This is a genomic window from Arthrobacter gyeryongensis (assembly GCF_039543785.1).
Taxonomy (GTDB): Bacteria; Actinomycetota; Actinomycetes; order Actinomycetales; family Micrococcaceae; genus Arthrobacter; species Arthrobacter gyeryongensis.
The window spans coordinates 113,550-138,620 of record NZ_BAABKK010000017.1 but is presented as its reverse complement, the minus strand read 5'-3'; the positions used below and the strand labels follow the sequence as shown (position 1 = coordinate 138,620).

The window sequence follows — 25,071 nt, the reverse complement described above, 5'->3', positions numbered from 1 at the left end:
ACCGACTGGAATTACGCCAGTGCGATTCCCGGACGGGCGGATTTCCTCCCTCGGGACTCTTCGAAGTGTTGCACGGTTTCCAGGTCTTCATGCGCGCGGGTGGGCTTGTTGATAGCTCTTGCGAAGCCGGTCCACCGACACATGGGTGTAGATCTGGGTTGTTGCGAGGCTGCTGTGTCCCAGAATTTCCTGCACAGCACGCAGGTCCGCCCCGCCGTCGAGCAAATGGGTGGCGGCAGTGTGGCGCAGGGCGTGGGGTCCGGTTGCCGCGGTATCCCCCAAGGCGGCCAGGAGGTCGTTGACCACGCTGCGGGCCTGGCGCTGATCGATGCGGTTGCCCCTAGAACTGAGAAAGAGTGCCGGTCCGCTACGCTCGGTTGCGAGCCGCGGACGGCCGCGACGGAGCCAGTCGTCGACGGCGAGGGCGGCCGGGACCCCATAGGGCACCGTCCGTTCTTTGTTGCCCTTGCCGAGCACTCGAAGAGTACGGCGCTCCGTATCGAGATCATCGATGTCCAGGCCGGCGAGCTCGCCGACGCGGATCCCCGTGGCGTACAGCAGTTCGACGACGGCGCGGTTTCTCAACGGCATCGGAGAGCCGTCTGCGGCTGCCTCTGACAGGTTTTCGAAGATCCTGGAGACCTGCTGCTGGTGTAGGACTCCGGGGAGCGTGTGGTCCCGTTTGGGGGCCTGGAGGCGAATAGCCGGGTCCGAGGCGATGAGTTCTTCCCGCAGGGCCCAGGAGGTGAATGCGCGGGCCGTCGCGGCGTGCCGGGCGAGGGTTGACCTGGAGCGGCCGGATTCACTTTGTGCCCCCAGCCAACGCCGGAGGGTGCCGAGTTCCAGATCTGCGAGCTGCCCTACGCCCTCCGCCACAGCGAAGCGCAACAGGCTCTCGACGTCTGCGATGTACGCCCTCACTGTGTGGGCGGACCTGGCCCGTTCGCTTTCGAGGTACCGCCGGAAGTCCTGAACGGACCCGGCGAGCGCTTCGGGGAGCGGTTTCTCTTGCACCCTTCCACTGTGCCAGCCGCGAGGCCCGGAGGCCGACATCGCCACGGACGAGCCGCTTCCTCGAAGCCTCCTTCGAGTCGATCTACCAGCGGCAGCCGCAGTTCCAGGCTCGCCGTGCGCCTTGTCCGATTCCCGTCGGATGCGGTCGGACTTGACAGCCATCTTGCAGACCGGCAGGATGACCACAAACCTTAATGATAATCGTTCGCATTTATGCGAATCGAGTCCACCGGCCGCGAACGCAAGGAACAGGAAGCGAGGTAGCGGGATGCACAAGGCACCGTCGCCCGGCCCTGACCCGCATGCCCGCATCGCCGGCACAGGGGGCAGGCCTGCGCGGGGGCTTTCGTCTGACAGGTTGAGGCATCTGCATTCCCGGGACCATCTCGCGCCGCACGGCGCACTGCGCTGCGGCTGCGGTCCCGAGGCCCTCGAACCCGAGCACCTGATCGGCAGCCTTACCGTCGCCGAAGATCAATGGGTCCCGCACGGCTGCCAGCACGTGGGGTTCGTCCGCACCCGGTTCATCTACTCCGACCGAATGCAGCGCACGTTCCGTTAGTCGCGCCACGCTGCCCCGGCGTCGGCAGCAACAGCCACAGCAAGTTCGCTCCCGGAACGTATACGGCGCCCTGCAACCCGTGCGATCGCTTGCCTCGGCGCGATCAGAGTCGGCTTGCCATTCTCCGTGGCTGCGTGCGCCGCCACGGCTACAGGTCATATTCACCCAGCAATGAAAGAGATTCTCAACCATGTCTACGATCACCCCGGACATCGCTCCGGACCAGCACCCGCGAGCCGCCACACGGACGCTCGCGGGAACCTTCCTCACACTTGTCGCAACCCTGGCGCTCGTGCTCGGCTTCAGCACCCCGTCGTTCGCCGCAACGGGCGCGCAGACCGGCGAATGGGACATCGTCGCGGCCTCGCAGGGCAAGTCCCCTGCATTACAGAGCTACAACCACGATTCCACCCCGTCTGCTTGGGATGTCGTAGCGCCGACGACTGCCTCGTTCGCAGTCGGCAACGGCAAGGTCATCGACGGCAACGACCTCACAGCGACTACCCCGGTGAAGGGCGGCGGCATCCGTTTCGAGAACACCGCGGCCACGGCGAAGACGGCAACGTTTACTTTCACCGTTCCGGCAAACGTGGGACTGAAGATTCAGACCCTGGGCGGCGGTACGGTTGTGAACACTCCCGCCACCAGCGCTGCGCGGACCGTGTCCTGGACCACGCCGACCGTGGCCTCTGGTGTCTCGTTCCATGAGCACTTCACCTGGACCTTCTCGGGCAGCGGTACCGCGACCGCAGCGAACATCGGCGTGAAGGTGGGCTTCGCATCCCCCGGTTCGGCGATCGATTCCAGCACCTCAGCCGCCTACCGGTTCACCTTCTGATCCGCAACCCGGTTGCCGAGGCACCAGATCAGGTGCCCCGGCAGCGGGCTGCTTGTCGCACTCCACCTTGAAAGCAGTCATGACTCCTCGCCTTACCGCTCGGACGCCGCTCGTGTTCGTGCTTGTCGCCGTCCTGCTCACCGGCCCGCTCAATGCCGCATCCCCGGCAGCCGCCGAGGAACCGACCGGGGTCGAGCTCTCCGGGTCGACGATTCCCATCGTCGTCGGGAACGCCTCAGATGTCGTGCTCGCCGCTGTGCGGGATCAGCGGCTCCTCGACCCTGCCATGACCGTGTTCAACGCCACCGCAAGGCAGGAGGCAGTGACAGCTCCGGCTCTCAATGGCTCCGCACTTCCCGAGGACGTCGCGCTCAGCGACGTGCAGCTGCGTTATGAGGTGCCGACGGCCCCGAACGGCGCCACGATGACCCTTCAGACGCTCGGCATCGGTGCCGCGCGTGCGAACTGGGAGGCCGGCGTCCCGCTCCCGCTGAACACAGAAACTCCGCCCAGGCTCGCATTCACCTTCGACACTCCCGGCAATTACACGGTCAAGGTCACCGCGACAATGACCATCACGACTGTCCCCCGCCGCGCGGAGGCGACGGCGCCCGAGCCGCCGGAAAGCGTCCCTGGCAATGCTTCAACCCCGGTGAGGCTGGAGACGGTCTACACCGTCGACGTCGGAGAACCCGTGTCGGAACCTTCGGAGACGAAACCGAGCCGACCCGAGGTGGCGGCTGCGGCGAGCGGCGACCGTGAAACGAGGACAGCTCCAGGTGGTGGCGAGGGCACGTCTGATACCGGCACAGGACAACCTGCAGCTCGCGCGACGACCACGGGGGCAGCGGACCCGACCGCCGTCTCCGCCGGAGAGGTCCGGGTGATGACCTCCTTGCGGAACGGCGAGCTAGTACAGGAGCTTGTCGATTTCACGAGCGACCCAAACGGTAAGCCACTCGACCCGGCGAACACTATGTTCACAGTGCAGGCATCCGAGGCATGGCCAGGCGCTAATCCCGACGAAAACCCCGACTTGTGGGGGAAGATCGCCCCCGACCACGGACAGGTATGGCGGAGCCGATCGAGCGGGATCGGTGCAAACGGGCTCGCGCTGATCCTGGATTCGAGCAGAGTCCACATGGGAGAGGTCAACGGCGACCCGGGCCTCTCCGACGAAGGGGGCGTCTACACGCGCCTCGGCTCGATCACCGGCCCTGGCACCGGGGCTCTGCTCTGGGCCGGTTACTACGACGGCGGCACAAGCTTCAAGACCGGTGTCCAATCGCCCTGGACCCCCACTGGACCTGCGGGCATGTCCGGGCTCGTCTCCCCCGAACAGCCCTTCGCGGCCGCGTTCACCGCCCCTGGACGCTACTGCATGACATTGGAGACCTTCACCCAGCGCGCAGGCGCCGGCACGGTACTCAACAATGATGTGACGCTCACCCTAGCGGTCGGTGACATCGATCCGGCAACTGTCGAGCAATGTGTGCAGCCCGATCCAATCCAATCCCAGGCCCCCTCACCTGTACGTTCCGAGGCGAGCGGGGTGAAGGTCATCGACTCCGGGGTTGCGCTGCTGGGCTCAACGCTCGCCGGCCGAGCCCTGTCCCTTGACGTGGTCACCACGGATCGGGGCCGCACCATCTCCTACGACCCGTCACAAGTGGTGTTCTCGTTGCCGAACCGCGATAGCCGCTGGCCGGGCACCGGGTTCGGCAATACCACTCAGCAGAACTGGGAACGGATGGTTCCCTCAGGTTCCCGGCCCTGGCGCACGACCGGCCAGTATCCGAGCGCCGATACAGCATCGAGCAGCATCGACGAGCGAGCGAATGGGCTGGCTCTCGACCTGGAAGCCCGTTTCATCGACACCGGCGCACTGGATGCGGGCACGAGCGCCGTGACGTACCAGTTCGATGGAGTGACGACGACCAGCGCGTCGGGCTACTTTACGACGTACCGTGTGGACGAGCTTGAGGGCGGAGTCTCCTACGACGCGAACGTGGCGTTCTGGGACAGCCGCGTTGGCGGGGACCGGACGGATCAGAGGACGCGCTCTTCCGATGGCTCGTTCTACACGCTGAGCAAGGAGATCGCGGCCGGCAGCGCGACGCCGGCTCTCGGTACGGTGTTTTCCGAGGCGGGTGTGTACTGCGTGAGCCTGCGCACGAGCGCGACGCTCGCGGACGGCACCCCGGTGGAGGACAAGGCGACCTTCACCTTCGCAGTGGGCGTGAACGCCGCGACCGTGGTGCCGTGCTCGCAGCAGAGCGGGGCGCCCGGAGGCGGTGGCGGGCCGGAGGAACCCGGTCAGCTCGACACGAGCGTGACCTGGATGCAGAAAGGGCATGTCGATCTCGCGGTCGAGGAAGCCAAGGATGGTCAGCTGAGGTTTACGACCGGTGATCCGGGCACGGTGGGGATGCACGGGCTCAAGGACGCGGTGTGGGTCGCCCGGGGATCGTTCGCGACGTACAACGTGCGGGAACCAGATGGGGTCGATGATCGCACGTTCATCGGCCCGGTCGGTTCCACCTATCACGGGTTCAGCCAGACCGGTGAATCTCAGGGGCGCACGCTCTGGCCGGGCATCAGCATGATGCGTCTCCCCTGGGGGTTGGACCGGCACGCGGCGTGGACGTTGCGAAAGGCGACGGGCCCCGGCGATGTCTTTGTCTGGACGGCCAACACCACCTACCTCGACTCGAAAGCGCAGACCTCGACGAGCTTCCCGCTCGGACAGTCGCACGTGCACCAGAACTGGGCGTTCACGCAGCCGGGCGTGTATTGCCTTGCAGTGGATGTGCGAATGCGCCCCCCAGCGGACAAAGAACAAGACCGCACCGGCTCGTCGTTGCTGACTGTGGCGGTGGGCGATGTCGATCTGAGCACAGTGCAGCCCTGCGGGCGAACGCAGGAGATCCCCACCGAGCCGGCTCCCGCCCCGGTGTTACCGTCGGAGGAGAGGGCGGTCTTCGGTGTGGGCGAGAAGACGCGCGAACTCGAACTGACCCGGGTGAACGGAAAACCCGATGTCGTCGCATCGGTTTCCGACCGACTGGGCACGGCCAAACGCTACCTGAACCCGGAGAAGGTCATCTTCGCCACCACGAAATACGCAGGCCGCTGGGAGCTCCCGGCCCTGAGATGGTCGACTTTCCTGCACGGGGCTGGCGGATCTGACGTGGATCTAACGCTCGGCAGGGTCTCCGGCCCTGGCGACTACTTCATGCGGGGCCGTGCGCTCAACGACCTGGTCACCCAGTTCGACACCCGAACCGGGCAGGAGAAGATCCGCGACACAGCCTGGCCTGGATACCTCTTCAACTCGATTCACGACTTCACCGCGGAAGGCGTGTACTGCATCCCCTTCACGTGGTCGGGCACGGACACAAGCGGGACGACGTTCTCGACCACGAAGACTCTGACCTTTGCGGCGGGGGTCGACCCTGCGGGAGTGAAGCCCTGCGCCGAGGGCGGGAACAGCACTGAGCCGGGCGGTGGTGGCAGCACGGACCCTGTATGGGACGTACCGAACCACTCGAAGGCCGACTCCGGTGCGACCATCATCGCCACCGGCCACGTCGACGTCGCCTCGCAGCTTGCCTCCGGTGCGTTGACCACGACCGTCAAGGACAGTACCGACGCATCGAGGCCGGTCGCGTACCGTCAACCATCGGAAACGGTGCTGCAGGTGCGCCCGCAAGCGGAGGCCAAGGTCCCCGCGGCCGAGGCGTACCGGTTCCTCGGCGCAGCAGGGTCGAAAGTGTGGATGCTGCCCGAGACCGAACAGGAAGGTGTCCTCTGGCCCGGCTGGTCGACCGAGGGGCTGCGCGGCGACGAGACGAAGACTGGCGTGAGGTGGACGCTGAACCGGATGGATGGCCCGGGCGAGTTCGCCCTGTACCAGACACCCTTCACAGGCCCTGAGGTGCTGTTCAATACCCGCGACGGCATCACCGGCGCGGACAGCTTCGAGATCCCGAAGAACACGCACGCGCACGGATCATGGGCATTCAGCGCCGAGGGCGTGTACTGCCTGGCGTTCGAACGGTCGACGACCCTCGCCGACGGCGCGAACGCGGCGGACTCCTTCACGCTCGCGGTCGCAGTCGGCCAAGTCGACGTTCGCTCCATCGACCCTTCGAAGTGCTTCACCGACCCCGGCGGGAAGCCGTCCGAGGACGACACCACCCCGATCCCCGTAGGCGATCTGCACGACGGAAACACCGGCGGGGTGCAGGTGCTCGGTGGCGATGCCGGGTTCGAGGCCGGTCAGTTGGTCAACTTGCAGATCGGCACGGACCGCGCCGGATCATGGGTGTCCGTGTGGCTGGATGACGCGTCCTGGCTGGGTTGGGCGCAGCTCGGCTCCTCCGGTGCGCTCACTGTGCGAATCCCTGCGGGCGCGAAACCCGGCGCGCACACGCTCGTCGTGAAGTCCATCGACGGGGCCTTGATTGGTTGGGATTCACTGGGCGTGGTCACAGGGGGCGGTCCCGGCGGCGGGAACCCCGGCAATGGGGAAGGCCCGACGCCTGACGGCGCGTGGAACGTGCCGAACGGGGCGATGAACAAGGCCGGCGCGACGGTGCTGAACAACGGGCACATCGATATCGCTTCCCTGATCGACGACGGCGGCAGCCTCACGACGAAGATCAAGGACACGACGAATTCGGTGGCCCCGGTATGGCGAGATCCTGCGAAGACGGTGCTGCAGTTGCTGCCCGCCTCGCGCACGGTCGTGCCGTCGGGGGGCCAGTGGTCATTCCTCGGCAAGACGGGCGCCTCCTTCTACCAGATAGCGCAAGTACAACAGCCAGGTCTTCTGTGGCCGGGTTGGTCGACCGAGTCGATACCGCAGGACGCGACGACGGGCGGCGTGAAATGGACGCTGAAGGATGTCTCCGGTCCGGGCGAGTTCGCCCTGTACGAGACCGGGTCATTTGGTGACCCGCGACTGCTGTTCAACACGCGCGACGGCATCAGCGGCAGCGATTCGTTCACGATCCCGAAGAACGTACACGCGCACGGCTCCTGGGGTTTCAGCGCGCCGGGCAACTACTGCCTCGCGATGCAGCGCACCGCCCAGCTTGCCTCCGGGAAGACTTCTTCGGACTCATTCGTGCTCGCCGTCGCGGTCGGCACGGTCGATGTGATGTCGGTCGATCCGGGGAACTGCGGCAAAACCGTGAACACTACCCCGCTCGTGGACACCCCGCCGCCGGGCGACATGGACGGGGGCGGCAGCTCGACACCGGCGAAGCAGACCCTCCCGGCATCGCCGTGCGTGGCAGGGGCGACGGTCTTCTCGGCGGGGCACATCGACTATGCCTCCCGCATTGTGGGCGGCAAGCTCGAATCCCTCATCGGGGAGGACACCTCCGGCGCGAAGGTCTACAGGGAACCGGGCGGGGTCATCTTGTGGCTCAAGCCCTCCAGCCGTGTCACCCTGCCTGGCGGGTACGGGCAGATCGGGGCTTCCGGAGCACCGGCGTGGCAGGTGCCGCAGACGCAGAACATGGATCTGATTTGGCTGGGCTGGAACACCGAGGCCCTGAACGCCGGTAACTCTCACGGCCCGGTCAGCTGGACTGTCAACCGGGTCGACGGGCCTGGTTCCGTCAAGGTGTATCTCTCCGGCGCGTTCGGAGGGGTGCAGCAGATGGTATTCAACAGCGGCGGCAGGTACCAGATCCCGCAGGGCGTGCACGGCCACGCGAATTGGGCGTTCAGTGCGGAGGGCATCTACCGGATCTCGATGACCCAGACGACCACTCTCGCGAACGGGCAGACCTCCTCCGACACCGAGACCCTGACCATCGCGGTCGGCAACGTCAACCCGGCGTCGGCGGCGACCGGCGGATCCGGCTGCGGCACGGTCTCGAATGCCATGCTGCTCTCAGATAACCAGGACGCGGCGAAGAAGGCCGCCGAGCAGGCAGCCGCCGCGGCCGCGATCGCAGCCCGCGACCAGCGGCCCGGCGAGGCCGTCCCCGGGCCGGGTTTCACCAACCCGTTCACCTCACTCGCGGACGGAGACCCGGTGCCGCTGCTCCTGTCGATCCTCGGCACACTGCTGCTGGCCGGCGCCGCGGGGGCCGGCACACTGTGGTGGCGCGGCCGGCGGCAGGGTATCGCATGACCGCCCGCGCCGACATGGTCGGCGTCGTCCGGCTGTTCGCGACCCTGGGCGCGGTGGCCGCCTGTCTGCTTGCCCTCGCCGGGTGCTCAGCGAAGCCGATGATCACTGCCAGGGACGAGCGATTGCATGTGGTCACGACGACCGGGATCCTGCGCGACTTGGTGCAGCATGTCGGCGGCGACCGGGTGGACGCAGTGTCCTTGATCCCCGACAACGCCGATCCACACTCCTACGAGCCGACGCTGAGGGATGCCCGCAACGTCGTTTACGCCGACGTCGCGTTCAGCAACTACGCGATGCTCGAGGAGCATTCGGTGATCAAGACCCTCGACGCGAACCTCCGGGCCGATGCAGTGAACGTGTCGCTTGCGGAGGAGGCGGTGAAGTACGCGGCCGAGATCATCCCGCTGGTCGAGGACGTCACCCTCGACACCGTCTGGCTCGGCCTCCGCGCCGAGGGCGCGGGCGCCCGGTACGGGGCGACGCGCGCCTCCGAGGTGCAGCTGTCGGCGACAGCCGCGACCGGGCCGGGGGCAATCTACGGGTACCTTACCGGCTCGTTCGGGAACACGGACATTTACTTCGACTCTTCGAACGGATTCGACGTGGCGACCGGGTACCGGAACGACACAATGAGCCTGCCCGCTGACGCGCACACCCACCTGTCGTGGGCGTTCACGAAGCCAGGCGTGTACACCCTCACCCTGCAGGCGAAGCTGCGCGTCGATGCCACGTCGAAACCGATCCCGCTAGGCTCGGCCACCTATACCTTCGCGGTCGGGGTGAACCCTGCCCGGGCCGCCGCCGAAGCGGGGATCAAGGACCCGGTGATCCTCAACCAGGGGCACGCCGACCTCGCCGCGAACCTCGATGCGGGCAAACTGGAGGTCCGATACGACCCAGGGGGCGGAGGGGAGCACTCGCAGCGCACGTACCCGGCGGACCGCGTGGTGGTCGACGTGCCCGCGAAGGGGCTGGAGCAGATCCCAGCGGGCCTCCAGTACCGCTTCCTCGGCCGCGCCGGGGACGAGATATACCAGCTGCCGCAGGCGGTGCTCGGCAAGCACGTGCACGGCGAGATCGACCCCCACCTCTGGCAGAACGTGCGCAATGGCATCGCCTATGTGCAGCTTATACGCGACACCCTCATCCGGGCCGACTCCGAAGGCGCGCGGGAGTACACCGCGAACGCGAACGCCTACGTGCACGAGCTCGAAACGACCGACGCCTACGTCCGCGACACTATTGCGCAGATCCCGGAGCAGGACCGGTACCTCGTGACCACGCACGACGCCTTCGGGTACCTCGCCCACGCCTACGGCCTCAACATCGCAGGCTTTGTCACCCCGAACCCAGCCGTCGAGCCGTCGCTGTCGGACCGACGCAAACTCACCGCGACCATCCGCTCTCTCGCTGTGCCGGCGGTGTTCCTGGAACCCAACCTCGCCGCCCGCTCATCGACCCTCGCCGACGTCGCAGCAGACCAAGGCATCCAGGTGTGCCCGATCTATGGCGACACCTTCTCCGACACTGTGACGAGCTACACGCAGATGATGCGGTTCAACGCAGACTCGCTGCGCGACTGCCTCACGCACTGACCGCGACGACAGGAAGACCAGATGATGATTCTCTCCGCCACTGCCCCACCCGCGAGACTCCGCCGCTTCGCCGTCGTCGTGCTCGCCGCCGTGCTCACACTGTTCGCGGCGCCGGCTGCGGCGTTCGCCGAGGACGACCGGAACCTGGACCAGAGCCTCCCAAAGAGTATGCCGATCATGCACGGCCAGCGCGTGCTCACGAAAGGGCACGTCGACCTGGGGCCGCGGATCGTGGACGGCAGGTGGCAGCTCCTCATCCACGACGACGTCGCGAAAGCCGACGCGAACGCCCAGAGCGTGTGGCGCTATCCCGGCGAGACCGTGTTCCAGATCCCCGACAAGGGGCAGCTGACCGCCCCCGACGACCCCGCCTACCGGTTTCTAGACGCCGAGCCGGGAAACGCGGTGTGGGTGTCACCGCAAACCCAGAACCCCGACGTCGTCTGGGTCGGCTGGAACACGCAGGACCCGGACGTGATGGCCGCGATCGACCGGGGTGTGACGCTCAACCTGAAGAAAGTACAGGGGCCCGGCACGATGACCGTGTTCCTGCAATCCGGCAGCTTCGGCGAACCCCAGCTGCTATGGGACTCACGGGTCACCGAGCCGCAACCGCTCTGGGTCGACGTGAATACCCACACTCACGCGAACTGGGCGTTCACGAAACCCGGGATCTACCTCGCGCAACTCGAGGCCACCGCCAACCTCATCGACGGCAGCACCGTCGCCGACACCCAGGTAATCCGCTTCGCCGTCGGCACCGGCACTTCCACCGGCGACGCCCTCGCCGCGAAATGGGACGGGAAGTCCGCCGCGGACACGCAGCAGAAGGACGCCAAAACCGACCAGGCCACGCCTGGCGGGCAGGCACCGGGGACAGGCCCACTGGTGCCGATCCTCGTCGCCGCGATCATCGTCGTCGCTGCCGCCCTGATCGCCGGTTTCACCGCCGCAATCCTGCGCGGCAACCGCACCAAACGGCGAATCCTTGCCGCCCGGCACGGCGGCGCCGCTGACACCGACGCACATCCTTCAGCCGAAGCCGAAGCTGCCACCGGTGGTGAGGACCGGTGACCGGGGCGGACACCGCGCTCCGGGTCGAGCATGTCGCCGTCGACCTCGGCGGACGTCGCGTGCTGTGCGAGGTGGATCTGACGGCCGAGCGGGGCGAGCTGCTCGCGCTGATCGGGCCGAACGGGGCGGGGAAGACCACCCTGCTGCGCACGATCCTCGGGCTGCAGCGCACCGTGACGGGCCGGGTCCTCGTCGACGGCCGCCCGGCCCGACCTGGTCGCGCCGCGATCGGCTATGTGCCGCAGCGCCACGAGTTCGCGTGGGACTTCCCGATCAGCGTCGCGAACGTCGTCGCCACCGGCCTCACCGGCATGCTCGGATTCTTCCGCCGCCCGTCCGCAGCGTCGTGGGAGGCCGTCGCAGATGCTCTTGACCGGGTGCGGATGACCCACCTCGCCGACCGCCCCATCGGCCAGCTCTCCGGCGGGCAGCGACAACGCGTGCTCGTCGCCCGGGCCCTTGCCTTGCGCCCCACGGCGTTGCTGCTCGACGAACCCTTCACAGGCCTCGACATGCCCACCAAGGAGCTGCTCGGATCCCTGTTCGCCGAGCTCGCCCACGAGGGCCGCACCGTGCTGATGACTACCCACGACCTGCTCGGCGCGATCGACGGCGCCGACAGGATCGCGCTGCTCAACCGCACCGTCATCGCAACCGGTGCCCCCGCCCAACTCGTCGCCGACCCCGCCCTATGGGCGACTACGTTCGGCGTCGGCGAGGACTCGGCACTCATCCGCATGCTGCGGGCGGCCGCATGAACCCCGTTGACTTCCTCACAGACCTGTTCAACCCCGACCTCGCGTTCCTACCCAAGGCGCTTGCGGTCGCCGTCATGTCATCGGTCGTGTGCGGCGTCGTTGGCTCCTACGTCGTGTTGCGCGGCATGGCCTTCATCGGCGACGCCGTCGCGCACGCTGTGTTCCCCGGCCTCGCCGTCGCGTTCGTCGTCTCCGGCAACCTCGTGCTCGGCGGCACCCTCGCCGGGGTCCTTACCGCAATCCTCGTGGCCGTGTTCTCGCAGAACCGGCGCCTGAAAGAAGACTCCATCATCGGGATCTTCTTTGTCGCCGCGTTCGCGCTCGGCATCGTCATCATCTCCCGCGCCCCCGGCTACGCCGGATCCCTGCAGCAGTTCCTCTTCGGATCCATCACCGGCATCCCCGACAGCGACCTCTACATCGTCGGCGGTACCGGCGCGACGGTACTGCTGGCGGTGTTCCTGTTGAACAAAGAATTCGTCACCGTCTCCCTCGACCGGGAATCGGCACGTGCGCTCGGCCTCCCGGTGTTCTGGCTCGACCTCGCGCTTTACGTGCTCGTCACCCTCGCGGTCGTCATCAGCGTGCAGACCATCGGCAACATCCTTGTGCTCGCCCTGCTCGTCACCCCTGCAGCAACCGCACGGCTGCTCACCGACCGACTCGGGATCATGATGCTCTTCGCCCCTTTCATCGGCGGGCTATCCGCCCTCGTCGGCCTGTACATCTCATGGTCCTGGGATTTCCCGACCGGCGCCACCATCGTGCTCGTGCTCACCACCGTGTTCCTCGCCGCGTGGCTGCTCGCCCCTCGACAAGGTGCCCTCGCACGACTCGTCGCCCGCCGTCGCTCCGTCCCTCAAGGGGGGCCGGAACCTGTCGTTACCCATCAGACGCGGCCTGCCCCTGAGGCCGGCACCGAGGCCGGGGAGACCATGGCAGCAGGTGCCCATCCCGGCCATCTTCACCTCTGACCGATGGACCTGTAAATCCGGTAGTACTGCCACAGGAGCAACCCCTGCCAGACCGCGAAAAGAACCCAAAGCCATACCGGGCCAGGGCCGCCTTGGACGAACAAGACGGCTCCCACGATCAGAAAGAGACCGATTTGCTGTCCAATCACGAACCTCGCGGGCTGCGCCCTTGACTTCATCATCTCCACATCATCCCTTCTCAAGAGTGATTGGCCTTGAGGAGCAACTATCCACAGCTTTTGCTAAACAACAGAAGGACGATCCCCCGTCGTCCCTACCGACGGTACGCCACCCTCAAGTCAACTGATAGTCGCCTATCTAAAAATCACCCTTGCTTCCCCGACCTCTTCCACGCGCCGCTCACTGACACCGCCAAGCCCAACAGGCCTAGGCGTCCAAGACCTGCCCTGACGGACTCGGTGCTGAGTCCTGCGACGACCGCGAGCTTCTCCACCGAGCTCGTCGAACGGACGGGCAAGGCGTCGAGCAGGATCAGGTCCTCGAGGGTGAGTCCGTCGTGGTCTGAGGCAGCCGTTTCCTTTTCCCCGACGAGCGCTTCACCGCTCGACCCCGCCAGTTCAGCGATTTCGCCGACGTCCGTGACGCAGACGGCCCCGCCATCCCTGAGAAGCCGATGGCAGCCTGCAGAGTTGGCACTGTGAATAGACCCCGGGACCGCGGCGACCGCCCTGCCAATGGATTCAGCATGATGGGCCGTATTCAGGGCACCCGAACGCCACCGCGCTTCGATCACCACTGTCACGGCTGCCAAGGCGGCGATAATCCTGTTCCGCTGAAGGAAGCGGTAACGGGTGGGCGCCGAGCCCGGCGGAACCTCGGCGATGACCGCACCTTGGTTTGCCACGGCACGCAACAGATCCTCATTTCCGGACGGATAGTATCGGTCAATTCCCCCTGCCATCACGGCGATGGTCGGCATGTCGTTTGTGCCCCCGGCCAGGGCTCCGCGGTGTGCATGGGCGTCGATCCCGTAGGCCCCTCCGGACACGACCGTGCAGCCACGCTGACCCAGCCCATAGGCGAAATCCCCCGTGACGGAGGCCCCGTAGCTTGTGCTGTCCCGTGAGCCGACAAGGGCCACTACCCGGCGTACGGGTGGGAACTCCAATTCGTGTCCCCGCCACCACAAGCACAATGGTTCATGAAGGCCAAGGTCTGCCAACTGCGTGGGCCACAGCGGGTCGCCAGGGATGATCATGCGGCCACCTAGGCGTTGCATGGTGGCAAGGTCCCGTTCCGGGGCAAGGTCCGGGATCCGTGGCGCCCACCGGCGCAACGCAGCAGCCAATCCGGCCCCGGCGGAAGATACCCCGCTGTCCACCAACAAGGAAGCCACTTCCTGCTCAAGCCCGGGTCCGGGAGGGAGCTCGCCGATCGCTATTCTGAGGCCGTCAACGGCCCCGGAAGCCTGGACCAGCGCGAGTCCGGCCGCATCTTGCGGTTCCATCAGCCGTGATAGCGCTGCCCGGGCGAGTCGCTCCCTGCTCCGGTCCGGAGCGTCCGAGGTGAGCCGCTGGCCGTGTTCAGTCATGGCGTGTCCTTTCATGCGGCCGCAACCGCCTGCCGCAAGCCGAGGGCCTGTCCGATATCGTCGCTGTGGGGTCGGTCCCTGTGGCCCAGATCCGCGAGGGTCCATGCGAGGCGCAGGACGCGGTCGTAGCCTCTGGCCGTGAGGATTCCGCGCTCGAGGGAAGTGTCCAGAATCTTCGTGGTCGCTGAGGGGAGGCGCAGTTCGCCGCGAAGTACGCGCCCGGGAACCTGCGAGTTGGTTTCCATCCCGAAACTCTCGAGCCGCTCACGTTGCCGTGACCGGGCGGCATGGACCCGCCCGGCGACCGTGGCCGTGTCCTCCTCCGCGCCGGATTGCCCAAAGTCCGCGAGGGATACACGTTCCACCTGGAGCTGGATGTCCACTCTGTCCAGCAACGGCCCGGACATGCGCCCGAAGTAGCGGCGCCGCATCACCGGGGTGCAAGTGCAATCGACTCCCTTGCCCGTGGCCTTCCCGCAAGGGCAAGGATTCGCCGCCAGGACCAGCTGGAAGCGGGCTGGATACGCGGCAGTACCCGCGGAGCGATGAATGACCAGCTCTCCGCTTTCCAGAGGTTGCCTCAGGGCGTCCAGGACCCGGCGTTCATACTCGGGTGCTTCGTCCAGGAACAAGACGCCACGGTGCGCCCGTGATGCCGCCCCGGGCCGCGGTAGCCCGGATCCACCGCCGATGATTGCGGCGGCGGTCGCGCTGTGATGGGGATTCTCAAAGGGCGGCCGGCGCAACAGCTGTACCGAGTCGACATGGACGGCAGAAAGCGAATGGATTGCCGTGACTTCCATGGCTTCCCGGTCCCCCAAATCCGGCAAGAGCCCCGGGAGCCGCTCGGCAAGCATCGTCTTACCCGCACCCGGCGGACCGCAAAGCAGCACATGATGCGCCCCGGCCGCCGCAACCTCCAAGGCGCGCCGGGCATCCCCCTGCCCCGAGACATCACAAAGATCCGGAACAACCGCGGCTCCGACGTTCTGACCCCCCACAACGTCACCGTCGGCCGGGTCATAATCCAGGACCAGGTCCTGCGGATCGGCCCCGAAATCAAACGCAAGACGAGCCAAGGTCTTGTAGCCACGAACCACCGCCCCGGGAACCAACTCTGCCTCGGCGACGTTGGCCTGGGCCACAACAATCTCGGGGTGGCCTGCCTGAACAGCCGCCATGACCGCCGGCAAGATGCCGCGAACCGGCCTCAACCTGCCATCCAGTCCCAACTCGGAGATGAAGACTCTGCCTTCGGTGGAACGGATATCACCAGCAGCGCGCAGCACTGCCATGGCGATCGCAAGGTCGAAGCCCGAGCCGCGCTTCGGCAGCGAGGCCGGAATCAAGTTTGCGGTGATCTTTCGGCGACTCAGCGGGATGCCGGAATTCTGTGCCGCGGAACGAATGCGTTCCTTGGCTTCGTTCAGGGAGGCATCCGGCAACCCCAGGATCACGAAATTGGGGAGGGTTTGCCCGATATCTGCCTCGACCTCCACGATGTAGCCGTTCAGGCCCAGCAGCGCAACCGAGTAGCTTCGACCCACACCCACCTAGCCCACGCCCCTGAGGTGTTCGAGCTGCGGCTCACCCACGCCGTCGTCGACGATTCCCACGACATCCACCCTGCGGCGCACGGCGCGATGCTCGTGATCACGGCACCACGAAAGAGCCAGGCGATGAAGCCGGGCGAGTTTGGCGGCGCCGACCGCTTCGAATGGGTGCCCGTAGGCCAGGTTTTTCCGGGTCTTGACCTCGGCAATCACCAAAGTGTCGCCGTCGAGCGCCACGATGTCGATCTCGCCCTCGGAACATCTCCAATTGCGGTCCACAATCCGCATTCCCTGCGTTTCAAGGAAAGCTACGGCCAACGTTTCACCCTGCCGGCCCAACACGTCTTTGGCTTTCATGACCACCTCCGCTTCCAGCCTGGAGGCGCGAAGAATCCGAAGACAGGGGGCAGTTCGGCTATGTGGGAAACTCCCTCAGCCAGACGGTGTGGAGGAGAAGTTGGCGGACTTTTCCGAGTTCGCGGGCCTTCCTAGTTGCCCAGGTTGCCCAGATCGCCCAGGTCGCCGTCCTTCGGCAGGGAAAGTTCCTCGTTGCGAGGCAGTTCTTCGACGTTGACGTCCTTGAACGTAATGACCCGGACATTCTTCACGAAACGCGCCGAACGGTAGACGTCCCAAACCCAGGCATCCTGGAGGGTGAGGTCGAAATAGACCTCGCCGTCGGCACTGCGTGCCTGCAGGTCAACGTGGTTTGCAAGATAGAACCGGCGTTCGGTCTCGACAACGTAGCTGAACAAACCAACGACGTCGCGGTATTCGCGGTAGAGCTGGAGCTCCATGTCGGTTTCGTAGTTCTCAAGATCCTCGGCACTCATAGATCCATCTTGCACCATAGAGGGCGCACACGCCGCCACGGTTGGGCGGACGGCAGCCAGGACAAGGAAAAGCGCAGGCTAGAGCAGGTTCCAGCTGGTCCGGTGGTACGGCGTGGGACCCAACGATCTGATGGCATCGCGGTGGAAGGACGTGGCGTAACCCTTGTTCTCGTTCCAGCCGAAAGCCGGATATTCCTCGTGCAGCTCAATCATGATGCGGTCCCTGGCAACCTTGGCCAGCACGCTGGCGGCCGCCACGCTGAGGCAGCTCATGTCCGCCTTCACCCGGGTGTGCACCGGCGCCTCACAAGCGGGCCCGGACGGCTCGGTGTCGAACAACGAGCCCTGGGTCTGGGGCGAGAGCCAGTTGTGGCTCCCATCCAGGAGGACGAGGTCCGGATGCACGCCCGAGGCGAGAACCTCGAACCAAGCGCGCGTTCCGGCAAGGCGCAGGGCGCCCACTATGCCCAGCGCATCGATCTCAGCCGAACTTGCGTGGCCCACTGCGGAGCCAACCGCCCATTCGCGTACCAGCGGTTCCAACCGCTCGCGGTCCTCGGGCTTGAGAAGCTTGCTGTCGCGGACATCGGCGAGCAGGCCGTGGTCACGGAGATCGACGACGGCGATCCCCACCGACACCGGCCCGGCGAGCGCTCCGCGGCCTACTTCGTCGACACCGGCCAGCAGCGTGACCCCTGGAGACAGGAAACCCCGTTCAACGTCCAGGGTCGGAAAATCAGGAGCGTGCTTGGTCCTCGCGGCGGGTTTCCGCTGCGTCCGAACCGGAGCTCCTGTCCCCGCCGGAACCATCACTTGCTCGCTGGGGCCGTAGGTGAAGCCGTGTTCTGGGGCGACGGCGCAGGAACGTTGCGGAAGACCTCGGAGTGGTTGTCAAGGATCTGCCAACGGTTGATGGGCCAGGCAATAACCGTGGCTTTGCCCTCGACGTCCGAGATGTCGATGAAACCACCATTGACAGATTGGTGTTCACGGGAGTCGGCCGAGTTATTGCGGTTGTCGCCCATAACCCAAATTTTCCCCGCAGGGACCACCACATCGAAAGACTTGGCCATGGGAACCTGGGCAGGATTGATGTAGCTCTCGTTGAGGACCGTTCCATTGACGCTGACCCGCGCTGAACTGTCGCAGCAGGAAACCCTGTCCCCTGGCAGGCCGATCACGCGCTTGACGAGGTGCTGATTGGTCTCGTCCGGAAGCAGTCCGACGAAGACGAGACCGTCCTGGAACCATTTGAAGGGCCCGGGCGTCGCCTTCTGCGTGGGCGGCAGCCATCCCTGGGCGTCCTTGAAGACCACGACGTCGCCTCGCTCCAGTGCGAAGGGTTGCGGCACCAGCAGATTGACGAAGATCCGGTCGTCGACGTCAAGGGTGTTGACCATGGACTCCGAGGGAATGAAGAAAGCACGGAACAGGAAGGTCTTGATCAGGAAGGACAAGACGATCGCGATGACCACCACCGTGCCGATCTCCCTGAGCCAGCCGAGGAACGGACTGCCGTGGGTTTTGGCGGCAGTTTCGGACCGATCGCTTTCGCCCGATTCCAGCCGGGAATCCCGCCGTGCAGCGCGGCGCGGAGACTCCTGTTCCGCAGGCGGGACCGCCGTCGACCCGGTCGCGCTCCCCGGTGCCGGATCGGCGTCGTCCGCTGAAAGATCCGTGGCGGGAGCAGACGGTCCGTCCAGGGGCCTGGCGTCACCGTCGTGCCGTTCCGGCTTCCCGGGAGTTGTCTCGGGCATCTATTGTCCGTTCTTCGAGGTTGTACCGGCCTGCGCAGGGCGAGGCAGTTCTGCAAATCTATCAAGCGGCCAGATAATCCGGACCGGACGCCCGATGACACGCTCCAGCGGCACCATGCCTCCGCCCGGTGCACCCAGAAGGCTGCGCGAATCGGCCGATCGTGAACGGTGGTCCCCCATGAGCCACAATCGGTCACTCGGAACGACGACGTCGAACCTCTGCTCGCTCGGCGTGTCGCCGGGATACAGATAGGGTTCCTCAACCGGCTGACCGTTGACTGTGAGTTTGCCACCGGTGCCACAACAAACGACGTGGTCGCCGGGAAGCCCGATGACGCGCTTGACGTATGTCGTGTCGCTTCCCGTCAGGCCCAGCCAGTGGCCGGCGGCGGCCACTGCGTCGGCAAACGGCCCTTTGCCGCTGTTCAGCGGAGCAAAGGTTCCCCTGCCGTCGAAGACCACAATGTCTCCACGGCGAATAGGGCCTGTGGCGAAATCAGTCCGGGACACAAGGATGCGGTCTCCGGTGCCCAGGATCGGCTCCATGGACTCAGAGGGGATGAAGTAGACGTCGAGCCACAACGACCGGACAAGCCCACTGATAGCCACGGCCAGGACAAGTGCGAGCAAAACAAAACGCCAGCCCTGTTTCCGGGGCTGGCGTTTTGCGTGGTCCATGATTCGTTTCCTGTTGCGTTGCGGATTTCTCCGGCGCAGGCCGGACACGAATCCAGGACCCGCTGTTGGTCGAAAGACCTACTTGCCGGTGGCGAAGTCGCGCTTTTCCTTGATCTTCGCAGCCTTGCCGCGCAGTGCGCGCATGTAGTAGAGCTTGGCGCGGCGGACGTCACCCTTGGTGACGACCTCGATCTTGTCGATGATCGGGGAGTGCACCGGGAAGGTACGCTCTACGCCGACACCGAAGGAGACCTTGCGGACCGTGAAGGTTTCGCGAACGCCGTCACCCTGGCGGCCCAGGACGAAGCCCTGGAAAACCTGGACACGGGAGTTCTTGCCTTCGATGATGTTCACGTGAACCTTGATGGTGTCACCCGCGCGGAACTCGGGAACATCGTTACGCAGCGAAGCTGCATCTACGTTATCGAGGATATGCATTAATCCACTCCTGGTGAACGCCACAGGTCATCCACTTTGGGTCACGGCGGGCAAGCCCGGGGCGCAAGGCCGTCCGGAAATTACCGCCGAAGATTTTCAAGTCCGGTACCGCCACTGATTGGCGGTTCCGGGTTGTCAGGCTGTTGGTGACGCTCCCCCTGTGGCAGGCGCGAACCCAGTAGACACAAGGGTTAATTCTGCCACACCCCGGGAGTTCCGGCCAATCCCGCGAATGCGGGCCGATTGTTGCGCTCGGGCGGTGGACAAACCGCCCGACGACGGCGGGCTCAGTCCGGGAGGTCGGCGTCCGGGCGGCGCCGCAACCGGCCGTCGACGACGTCGTACCCGAGTTCCCCGAAAACGGTGCGGTCCGCACGTGTCAGGCGGCCGGCGTCGAACTCTGCGAGAAGGTCCGGTCGGCGTTCCGCCGTGCGCCGGAACTGTTCGTGGCGGCGCCACTGGGCGATCTTGCCGTGGTTGCCGCTTAAAAGGACGGCGGGCACGTCACGATCGCGCCATGACGAGGGTTTCGTGTAGACGGGGTACTCCAGCAAGCCGTCCGAATGGGATTCCTCCACCAACGATTCAGGATTGCCGACGACACCGGGAAGCAACCGCCCGATGGCTTCGACCATGGCCAGGACTGCAACCTCGCCGCCGTTGAGGACGTAGTCGCCCAAACTGACCGGGCGGACGGTGAAGTGGCCTGCCGCCCACTCAATGACGCGCTCGTCGATGCCTTCATAGCGGCCGCAGGCGAAAACGAGCCGATCTTCCTCGGCGAGCTCATACGCAAGGGCCTGGTTGAAGCGCTCCCCCGCGGGCGACGGGACGATCAGGACCGGCTTCGTCGTCGGGCCGTCCGATGAGCCCTCAGCTTCGGGACGTCCGGCTTCGGCATTTGCTTCGGAGGCAATTGATTCCAGGGCCTGGGCCCAGGGCTCGGGTTTCATGACCATGCCCGCACCGCCGCCATACGGAGTATCGTCCACGGTGCGGTGCTTGTCGGTGGTGAAGGTCCTCAAGTCATGGACATTGAGCTGCAAGAGCCCATCCTGACGGGCCTTACCTATGAGGGAAAGTTCGAGTGGCGCCAGGTACTCGGGAAAGATGCTGACGACATCGATACGCATTTAGGCGTCATCCTTGGTTTCAGCGTCGTCCTCTTCCGTATCGGAGGCGGAAGCGTCGGTGTTCAGTTCGAAGAGGCCCGGCGGAGGGGTGAGTAGAACGTAGCCGTCCTCAACGTTGACCTCGGGCACGATCTCTTCGACGAAAGGCACCAGGATTTCCTTGCCGTCAGCGTCTTCAATGACCAGCAGATCCTGGACCGGCATGGTGTTGAGTGCAGTCACCTTCCCTACGACCTGAGAGCCGACACGGACTTCAAGACCGACGAGCTCGTGCTCGTACCAGCCTTCGTCGTCGTCCTCTTCCAGCTCTTCCGTCTCGATGAACAGCTTCGCGCCGCGGATTTCCTCCGCCTGGTTACGCGTGGAGATCTCTTCGAAACCGAGCAACAGGATGTCCTTGTTCCACCGCGCGCTGGTGATGGTCAAGGGACCGGCCTTTGCGGGCTCCACCACAAATTCGGTCCCCGGGACGAAACGATCGCCGGGGGCATCGGTGAGCACCTGGACGGTGACTTCGCCGCGGATTCCGTGGGGCTTGCCGATTCGGGCAACCTGGAGCTGCATGGGGTTCCTCTGATTTCTTCGCTGGACCGGCTTAGGGGCCAAGGCCGGGGGTTTGCTCGTAAAACAATCCGGCCCCTCCACCATAATCTGGTGAAGGGGCCGGATTTAAGACAAGTATTGCTGAGCGCGTTACCGGCGACGGTCGGTGTCGACGACGTCGACCCGGACCTGCTCGCCGCCCGCCAATGCCGCAATCACAGTGCGCAAAGCGCGTGCGGTGCGACCTTGGCGGCCGATCACCCGTCCGAGGTCGTCCTGGTGAACACGCACCTCGAGGGATTCCCCGCGGCGGTTGTTCTTGGCACTGACCTTGACGTCCTCAGGGCTGTCAACGATCCCACGGACCAAGTGCTCGAGCGCTTCTGCCAGCAATTTACTCAGCCTCGGTGGTCTCTGCTTCAGCGTCAGCGGGAGCTTCAGTTGCTTCCGACTGCTTGGCCTTCTTGGTGATGGCTTCCGGGATGATGACGGAACCCTTCTCCGGTGCAACGAAAACAGGCTTGGCGACCTTGGTCTTCAGCGTGCCTTCCTGGCCCGGGAGACCCTTGAACTTCTGCCAGTCACCGGTGATCTTGAGGATCGCGGCAACCTGCTCGGTCGGCTGGGCGCCGACGGACAGCCAGTACTGTGCACGCTCAGAGACGACCTCGATGTACGAGGGCTCTTCGGTGGGGTGGTACTTGCCGATTTCTTCAATCGCACGGCCATCGCGCTTGGCGCGGGAGTCCATGACGACGATGCGGTAGTACGGTGCGCGCATCTTACCGAAGCGCTTAAGGCGAATCTTTACGGCCACTTTTGTGGTCACTCCTGTTTCTGAAACGGGGTTGAGCCCGTCGTTCTGCACCCGTGGGGCGGGCCATACTTGAGGGTTCCAAGGACAAGATGCACACACGGAGAGAGGGGCCATGCGGATCGAGTACCTGTCCATTGTGCCAGATGGCGGACAGTATTTCGAACGCGCGGTCCGTGCGGCCCGTTTACTGCGGGGTTACTCGCCTGCGGACCAGACGTAAAGACCGGCCCGCTCGGCCTTTTCGACGTCGCTCGCGAGGGCCGCCAACTGCTGGACGTACAGACGGGACTGTTGGGCATCAAAGGGCATGTCCTCTTGGGCCGCCCAGCTTTCGGCGACGTCGTCGAGGACGTTTCCCTCCCCTTCGGTCTCGTAGCTGAGGAGTTCGGACAGGGCGCGCACCATGGCTTCGGGGACGCCCAGCAAGGCGTCGCTGGTGACGTCCACCAAAGAAAGCTCATAGTCGGCCCCGCCTGCATGCACGGCGGTCCCGGCGAGGTCGCCGAGCTGTTCTACTTCGAAATCGCTGATTCCCGGGATCCGTACTGCGGCGCCGGATACGTCGCTGCCCTTCTCCAGGGCAGCGGCCCTCTTGAGTGCTTCATCGTGGGTGGCAACAAAGATTTCAGCAAAGCCCATGGAAAGTACTCTCATTCGTTCGTGCCAACGGAGCTGCGGCGCGGCGGCCGAAATGCGCCACGTCGTCGGATCAAGCGTAGCGGACGGCGACCCGCAGCCGGTTGCGCCACGGGTCCTCGAAGCGCAACTCCTGGCCCGTGTGGTGGGACGCAATACCGGCAACCTTGAGGCGGTCGGCGAGCGCGCCGACGTCGTCTCCCGACGGAACCTCGATGACCACCTCGCCGAGACCGAGCGTGTCCTTGCGTGGACCTGCACCGCGGCTGTTCCAGACGTTCATGGCCATGTGGTGGTGGTAGCCGCCCGCGGAGACAAACAAGGCCTGCCCGTGCCACCCGGCGGTCTGTTCGAAGCCCAGAGTGTCGACGTAGAAATCATGGGCGGTCCGCACGTCGCCCACCTGGAGGTGGACATGCCCGACGCCGGCGCCGGCCCCGTGCTGGCCCGCCACCGCGGCTTCGCTCAGGTATTGCTGGAGGTAGCGCTGCGGCGGGAGCGGCAGGCTGTCCATGACGACCGAACTGCCGTTCCACTCCCAGCCTTCGCGGGGTTTGTCGTAGTAGAGCTCAATGCCGTTACCCTCAGGGTCGGTGAAGTAGAAGGCCTCGCTGACCAGGTGGTCCGCGCTGCCGACGAAAGCGTGGGGCTCGTATTGCGCGGCCGAGGCGACAGTTGCGGCGAGCGAGGATTGGTCTTCGAAGAGCAAAGCCGTATGGAAAAGTCCGGCCTCCCCGCGACCCGGAATCTGGAGCCCGGAGGCCGGCGCGAGGTGCACCAACGGCTTGCCGAGCCTGCCGAAGTAGAGCCCGCCATCCTGTTCGGCGACCACGTCCAGCCCCAGCGCCCGCTGGTAGTAGTCGCCCATGAGCTTCATGTCCCCCACCTTGAGCATGACAGTACCCATGGTGAGTTCGGCAGGAAGGAGATCCTGGCTGGATGCGATGGTCATGTGAAACTCCCGGCTTTTTGTGGCGCCGCCCTTCGGCTACCTCTTATCTATCTAAATTACTTGAAGCTTCAATTTATTCCTAATGCCCGGCGTTCCCTGAAATATGTCCCCTCAGCACGATGCATCGCGGATCCAGCACCACCTCAAGGGACGCGCGGGGATCGTTTGCGTAGAGCACGACGTCGGCACTGGCACCGTCGCTGATGCCGTCGGCACCCAGCCACTCGCGTGCGGACCAGCAGGCGGCATCGAGGGCGGCGGCCGCCGGAAGGCCCGCGCGATGCAATTCAAGGATTTCCTCGCCGATCCGGCCGTGCTTGATGACGCTGCCGGCGTCGGTTCCGGCGTACACACGCACTCCGGCGTCGAATGCCTCGGCTACGCGTTCATGCCTGCGCTCCCAAAGCCTGGTCATGTGGGCGGCGTAGCGCGGGAACTTCGCTTCCGCCTGCTTCGCGATGTCCGGAAAGGTCGCAATGTTGATGAGGGTGGGGACAATCGGCACATCCTGGTCCAGCAGCCGGGGAATATGGTGCGGCAAGAGGCCGGTGGCGTGCTCGATGCAGTCGATGCCGGCGTCGAGCATGGCGTCGATAGTCCCTTCAGCGAAGCAATGGGCAGTTACCCTGGCTCCCTCGTCGTGTGCCGCGGCGACGGCGTCCTTGACGATGGCGGCCGGAAAGGATGGGCCGAGATCGCCTGCCGAGCGGTCGATCCAGTCCCCGACGATCTTGACCCAGCCGTCTCCGGACCGCGCCTGCTTGCGCACGGCCTCCACGAGATCCTCGGGCTCGACTTCTTCGGCCAGTCCCGGGATGTACCGGCGTTGCCTCGCGATGTGCCTGCCCGCGCGGATAATCCTGGGCATGTCCCCCCGCTGCTGCAGCCAGCGCGTGTCGCTTGCGGATCCGGCGTCGCGGATCAAGAGCGTCCCGGCGTCCCGGTCCGCCGTCGCCTGCAGGCGCGCAGTCTCGTCGTCGACGGGCCCGCCCTTGCCCAAGCCAACGTGGCAGTGTGCGTCGACAAGGCCCGGCAGCACCCATCCGGCCAGGACGACGTCCGGTGCGTCAGCAGGCCGCAGAAAGGTCAACCGTCCGTCCACCGACCAGAGGCCGCGCCGTTCCTCCTCCGGCCCGGTGAGGACGGTGCCGCTGAATTCAATGATTTCCGCCATGATTCCACCCTAGTTCCCGCGCCGTCGCCGGCCCCG

General features: G+C 65.4%; 24 protein-coding genes. 7 read left to right on the top strand and 17 right to left on the bottom strand.

Annotated features, from left to right (window positions below; all coding sequences use genetic code 11):
- Positions 1-87: 87 nt before the first annotated feature.
- Entirely contained in the window at positions 88-1,053 is a 966-nt protein-coding gene (locus tag ABEA18_RS13970; protein ID WP_425550530.1) for a tyrosine recombinase XerC, read from the bottom strand.
- Positions 1,054-1,282: 229 nt separating this feature from the next.
- Here ABEA18_RS13970 and ABEA18_RS13965 point away from each other — a divergent pair, with 229 nt between their 5' ends.
- The 7 genes from ABEA18_RS13965 to ABEA18_RS13935 all read left to right on the top strand — a co-directional run bounded on the left by ABEA18_RS13965 (position 1,283) and on the right by ABEA18_RS13935 (position 12,969).
- Positions 1,283-1,576, top strand: a complete 294-nt coding sequence (locus tag ABEA18_RS13965; RefSeq protein WP_345449976.1) for a hypothetical protein — start codon at positions 1,283-1,285, stop codon at positions 1,574-1,576.
- A 190-nt stretch (positions 1,577-1,766) separates the two neighbouring features.
- A complete protein-coding gene (locus ABEA18_RS13960; protein WP_345449975.1) occupies positions 1,767-2,414 on the top strand; it encodes a hypothetical protein in 648 nt (215 codons plus the stop codon).
- A 79-nt stretch (positions 2,415-2,493) separates the two neighbouring features.
- Complete coding sequence (locus ABEA18_RS13955; RefSeq protein WP_345449974.1) at positions 2,494-8,565, top strand: TIGR03773 family transporter-associated surface protein; 6,072 nt, start codon at positions 2,494-2,496, stop codon at positions 8,563-8,565.
- Between the two features lie 98 nt (positions 8,566-8,663).
- Positions 8,664-10,163 carry an anchored repeat ABC transporter, substrate-binding protein gene (locus tag ABEA18_RS13950; protein WP_345449973.1) on the top strand — a complete coding sequence of 500 codons (1,500 nt, stop codon included), beginning with the start codon at positions 8,664-8,666 and terminating at the stop codon, positions 10,161-10,163.
- Positions 10,164-10,184: 21 nt separating this feature from the next.
- On the top strand, positions 10,185-11,237 hold the full coding sequence (locus ABEA18_RS13945) for a choice-of-anchor M domain-containing protein (RefSeq protein WP_345449972.1): 1,053 nt from the start codon (positions 10,185-10,187) through the stop codon (positions 11,235-11,237).
- Positions 11,234-11,995: an anchored repeat-type ABC transporter ATP-binding subunit gene (locus ABEA18_RS13940; RefSeq protein ID WP_345449971.1), complete on the top strand. Its 762-nt coding sequence runs from the start codon at positions 11,234-11,236 to the stop codon at positions 11,993-11,995. The genes ABEA18_RS13945 and ABEA18_RS13940 overlap by 4 nt, the downstream gene beginning before the upstream one ends.
- Positions 11,992-12,969: an anchored repeat-type ABC transporter permease subunit gene (locus ABEA18_RS13935; protein ID WP_345449970.1), complete on the top strand. Its 978-nt coding sequence runs from the start codon at positions 11,992-11,994 to the stop codon at positions 12,967-12,969. The genes ABEA18_RS13940 and ABEA18_RS13935 overlap by 4 nt, the downstream gene beginning before the upstream one ends.
- Here the strand turns inward: ABEA18_RS13935 and ABEA18_RS13930 are convergent.
- The 16 genes from ABEA18_RS13930 to ABEA18_RS13855 all read right to left on the bottom strand — a co-directional run bounded on the left by ABEA18_RS13930 (position 12,960) and on the right by ABEA18_RS13855 (position 25,035).
- A complete protein-coding gene (locus ABEA18_RS13930) occupies positions 12,960-13,151 on the bottom strand; it encodes a hypothetical protein (RefSeq protein WP_345449969.1) in 192 nt (63 codons plus the stop codon). The genes ABEA18_RS13935 and ABEA18_RS13930 overlap by 10 nt on opposite strands.
- Before the next feature lie 143 nt (positions 13,152-13,294).
- On the bottom strand, positions 13,295-14,521 hold the full coding sequence (gene dprA, locus ABEA18_RS13925) for a DNA-processing protein DprA (protein ID WP_345449968.1): 1,227 nt from the start codon (positions 14,519-14,521) through the stop codon (positions 13,295-13,297).
- A gap of 11 nt (positions 14,522-14,532) precedes the next feature.
- Positions 14,533-16,074 (bottom strand): YifB family Mg chelatase-like AAA ATPase, encoded by a 1,542-nt coding sequence (locus ABEA18_RS13920; RefSeq protein ID WP_345449967.1) that lies wholly within the window; start codon positions 16,072-16,074, stop codon positions 14,533-14,535.
- Complete coding sequence (locus ABEA18_RS13915; protein WP_345449966.1) at positions 16,075-16,431, bottom strand: YraN family protein; 357 nt, start codon at positions 16,429-16,431, stop codon at positions 16,075-16,077.
- 131 nt (positions 16,432-16,562) lie between these two features.
- On the bottom strand, positions 16,563-16,907 hold the full coding sequence (locus ABEA18_RS13910; RefSeq protein WP_028267525.1) for a DUF2469 domain-containing protein: 345 nt from the start codon (positions 16,905-16,907) through the stop codon (positions 16,563-16,565).
- Positions 16,908-16,985: 78 nt separating this feature from the next.
- Entirely contained in the window at positions 16,986-17,717 is a 732-nt protein-coding gene (locus tag ABEA18_RS13905; RefSeq protein WP_345449965.1) for a ribonuclease HII, read from the bottom strand.
- Positions 17,717-18,664, bottom strand: a complete 948-nt coding sequence (gene lepB / locus ABEA18_RS13900) for a signal peptidase I (RefSeq protein ID WP_345449964.1) — start codon at positions 18,662-18,664, stop codon at positions 17,717-17,719. The genes ABEA18_RS13905 and lepB (ABEA18_RS13900) overlap by 1 nt, the downstream gene beginning before the upstream one ends.
- Positions 18,665-19,342 carry a signal peptidase I gene (gene lepB / locus ABEA18_RS13895; RefSeq protein ID WP_345449963.1) on the bottom strand — a complete coding sequence of 226 codons (678 nt, stop codon included), beginning with the start codon at positions 19,340-19,342 and terminating at the stop codon, positions 18,665-18,667.
- 78 nt (positions 19,343-19,420) lie between these two features.
- Entirely contained in the window at positions 19,421-19,780 is a 360-nt protein-coding gene (gene rplS / locus ABEA18_RS13890) for a 50S ribosomal protein L19 (RefSeq protein WP_234752061.1), read from the bottom strand.
- 287 nt (positions 19,781-20,067) lie between these two features.
- Positions 20,068-20,913: a tRNA (guanosine(37)-N1)-methyltransferase TrmD gene (gene trmD / locus ABEA18_RS13885; protein ID WP_345449962.1), complete on the bottom strand. Its 846-nt coding sequence runs from the start codon at positions 20,911-20,913 to the stop codon at positions 20,068-20,070.
- Positions 20,914-21,477, bottom strand: coding sequence for a ribosome maturation factor RimM (rimM, locus tag ABEA18_RS13880; RefSeq protein WP_345449961.1), 564 nt, complete (start codon positions 21,475-21,477; stop codon positions 20,914-20,916). It abuts the gene before it with no gap.
- Positions 21,478-21,606: 129 nt separating this feature from the next.
- Complete coding sequence (locus ABEA18_RS13875) at positions 21,607-21,849, bottom strand: RNA-binding protein (protein ID WP_028267532.1); 243 nt, start codon at positions 21,847-21,849, stop codon at positions 21,607-21,609.
- Position 21,850: 1 nt separating this feature from the next.
- A complete protein-coding gene (gene rpsP / locus ABEA18_RS13870) occupies positions 21,851-22,273 on the bottom strand; it encodes a 30S ribosomal protein S16 (protein ID WP_345449990.1) in 423 nt (140 codons plus the stop codon).
- Between the two features lie 195 nt (positions 22,274-22,468).
- Positions 22,469-22,912 carry a hypothetical protein gene (locus ABEA18_RS13865; RefSeq protein ID WP_345449960.1) on the bottom strand — a complete coding sequence of 148 codons (444 nt, stop codon included), beginning with the start codon at positions 22,910-22,912 and terminating at the stop codon, positions 22,469-22,471.
- Positions 22,913-22,982: 70 nt separating this feature from the next.
- Positions 22,983-23,861 (bottom strand): VOC family protein, encoded by an 879-nt coding sequence (locus ABEA18_RS13860; protein WP_345449959.1) that lies wholly within the window; start codon positions 23,859-23,861, stop codon positions 22,983-22,985.
- Between the two features lie 79 nt (positions 23,862-23,940).
- Positions 23,941-25,035 carry an amidohydrolase family protein gene (locus ABEA18_RS13855; protein WP_345449958.1) on the bottom strand — a complete coding sequence of 365 codons (1,095 nt, stop codon included), beginning with the start codon at positions 25,033-25,035 and terminating at the stop codon, positions 23,941-23,943.
- Between the last annotated feature and the right edge of the window lie 36 nt (positions 25,036-25,071).

Coding starts and splice junctions, on each gene's coding strand:
- lepB (WP_345449963.1), bottom strand. CDS start 19,342: ATGGACCACGCAAAACGCCAGCCCCGGAAACAGGGCTGGCGTTTTGTT.
- ABEA18_RS13865 (WP_345449960.1), bottom strand. CDS start 22,912: ATGGGCTTTGCTGAAATCTTTGTTGCCACCCACGATGAAGCACTCAAG.
- rplS (WP_234752061.1), bottom strand. CDS start 19,780: ATGCATATCCTCGATAACGTAGATGCAGCTTCGCTGCGTAACGATGTT.
- ABEA18_RS13960 (WP_345449975.1), top strand. CDS start 1,767: ATGTCTACGATCACCCCGGACATCGCTCCGGACCAGCACCCGCGAGCC.
- ABEA18_RS13930 (WP_345449969.1), bottom strand. CDS start 13,151: ATGATGAAGTCAAGGGCGCAGCCCGCGAGGTTCGTGATTGGACAGCAA.
- dprA (WP_345449968.1), bottom strand. CDS start 14,521: ATGACTGAACACGGCCAGCGGCTCACCTCGGACGCTCCGGACCGGAGC.
- ABEA18_RS13970 (WP_425550530.1), bottom strand. CDS start 1,053: ATGTCGGCCTCCGGGCCTCGCGGCTGGCACAGTGGAAGGGTGCAAGAG.
- ABEA18_RS13950 (WP_345449973.1), top strand. CDS start 8,664: ATGATCACTGCCAGGGACGAGCGATTGCATGTGGTCACGACGACCGGG.
- ABEA18_RS13935 (WP_345449970.1), top strand. CDS start 11,992: ATGAACCCCGTTGACTTCCTCACAGACCTGTTCAACCCCGACCTCGCG.
- rimM (WP_345449961.1), bottom strand. CDS start 21,477: ATGCAGCTCCAGGTTGCCCGAATCGGCAAGCCCCACGGAATCCGCGGC.
- lepB (WP_345449964.1), bottom strand. CDS start 18,664: ATGCCCGAGACAACTCCCGGGAAGCCGGAACGGCACGACGGTGACGCC.
- ABEA18_RS13955 (WP_345449974.1), top strand. CDS start 2,494: ATGACTCCTCGCCTTACCGCTCGGACGCCGCTCGTGTTCGTGCTTGTC.
- ABEA18_RS13915 (WP_345449966.1), bottom strand. CDS start 16,431: ATGAAAGCCAAAGACGTGTTGGGCCGGCAGGGTGAAACGTTGGCCGTA.
- ABEA18_RS13945 (WP_345449972.1), top strand. CDS start 10,185: ATGATGATTCTCTCCGCCACTGCCCCACCCGCGAGACTCCGCCGCTTC.
- ABEA18_RS13965 (WP_345449976.1), top strand. CDS start 1,283: ATGCACAAGGCACCGTCGCCCGGCCCTGACCCGCATGCCCGCATCGCC.
- ABEA18_RS13855 (WP_345449958.1), bottom strand. CDS start 25,035: ATGGCGGAAATCATTGAATTCAGCGGCACCGTCCTCACCGGGCCGGAG.
- ABEA18_RS13910 (WP_028267525.1), bottom strand. CDS start 16,907: ATGAGTGCCGAGGATCTTGAGAACTACGAAACCGACATGGAGCTCCAG.
- trmD (WP_345449962.1), bottom strand. CDS start 20,913: ATGCGTATCGATGTCGTCAGCATCTTTCCCGAGTACCTGGCGCCACTC.
- ABEA18_RS13860 (WP_345449959.1), bottom strand. CDS start 23,861: ATGACCATCGCATCCAGCCAGGATCTCCTTCCTGCCGAACTCACCATG.
- ABEA18_RS13905 (WP_345449965.1), bottom strand. CDS start 17,717: ATGGTTCCGGCGGGGACAGGAGCTCCGGTTCGGACGCAGCGGAAACCC.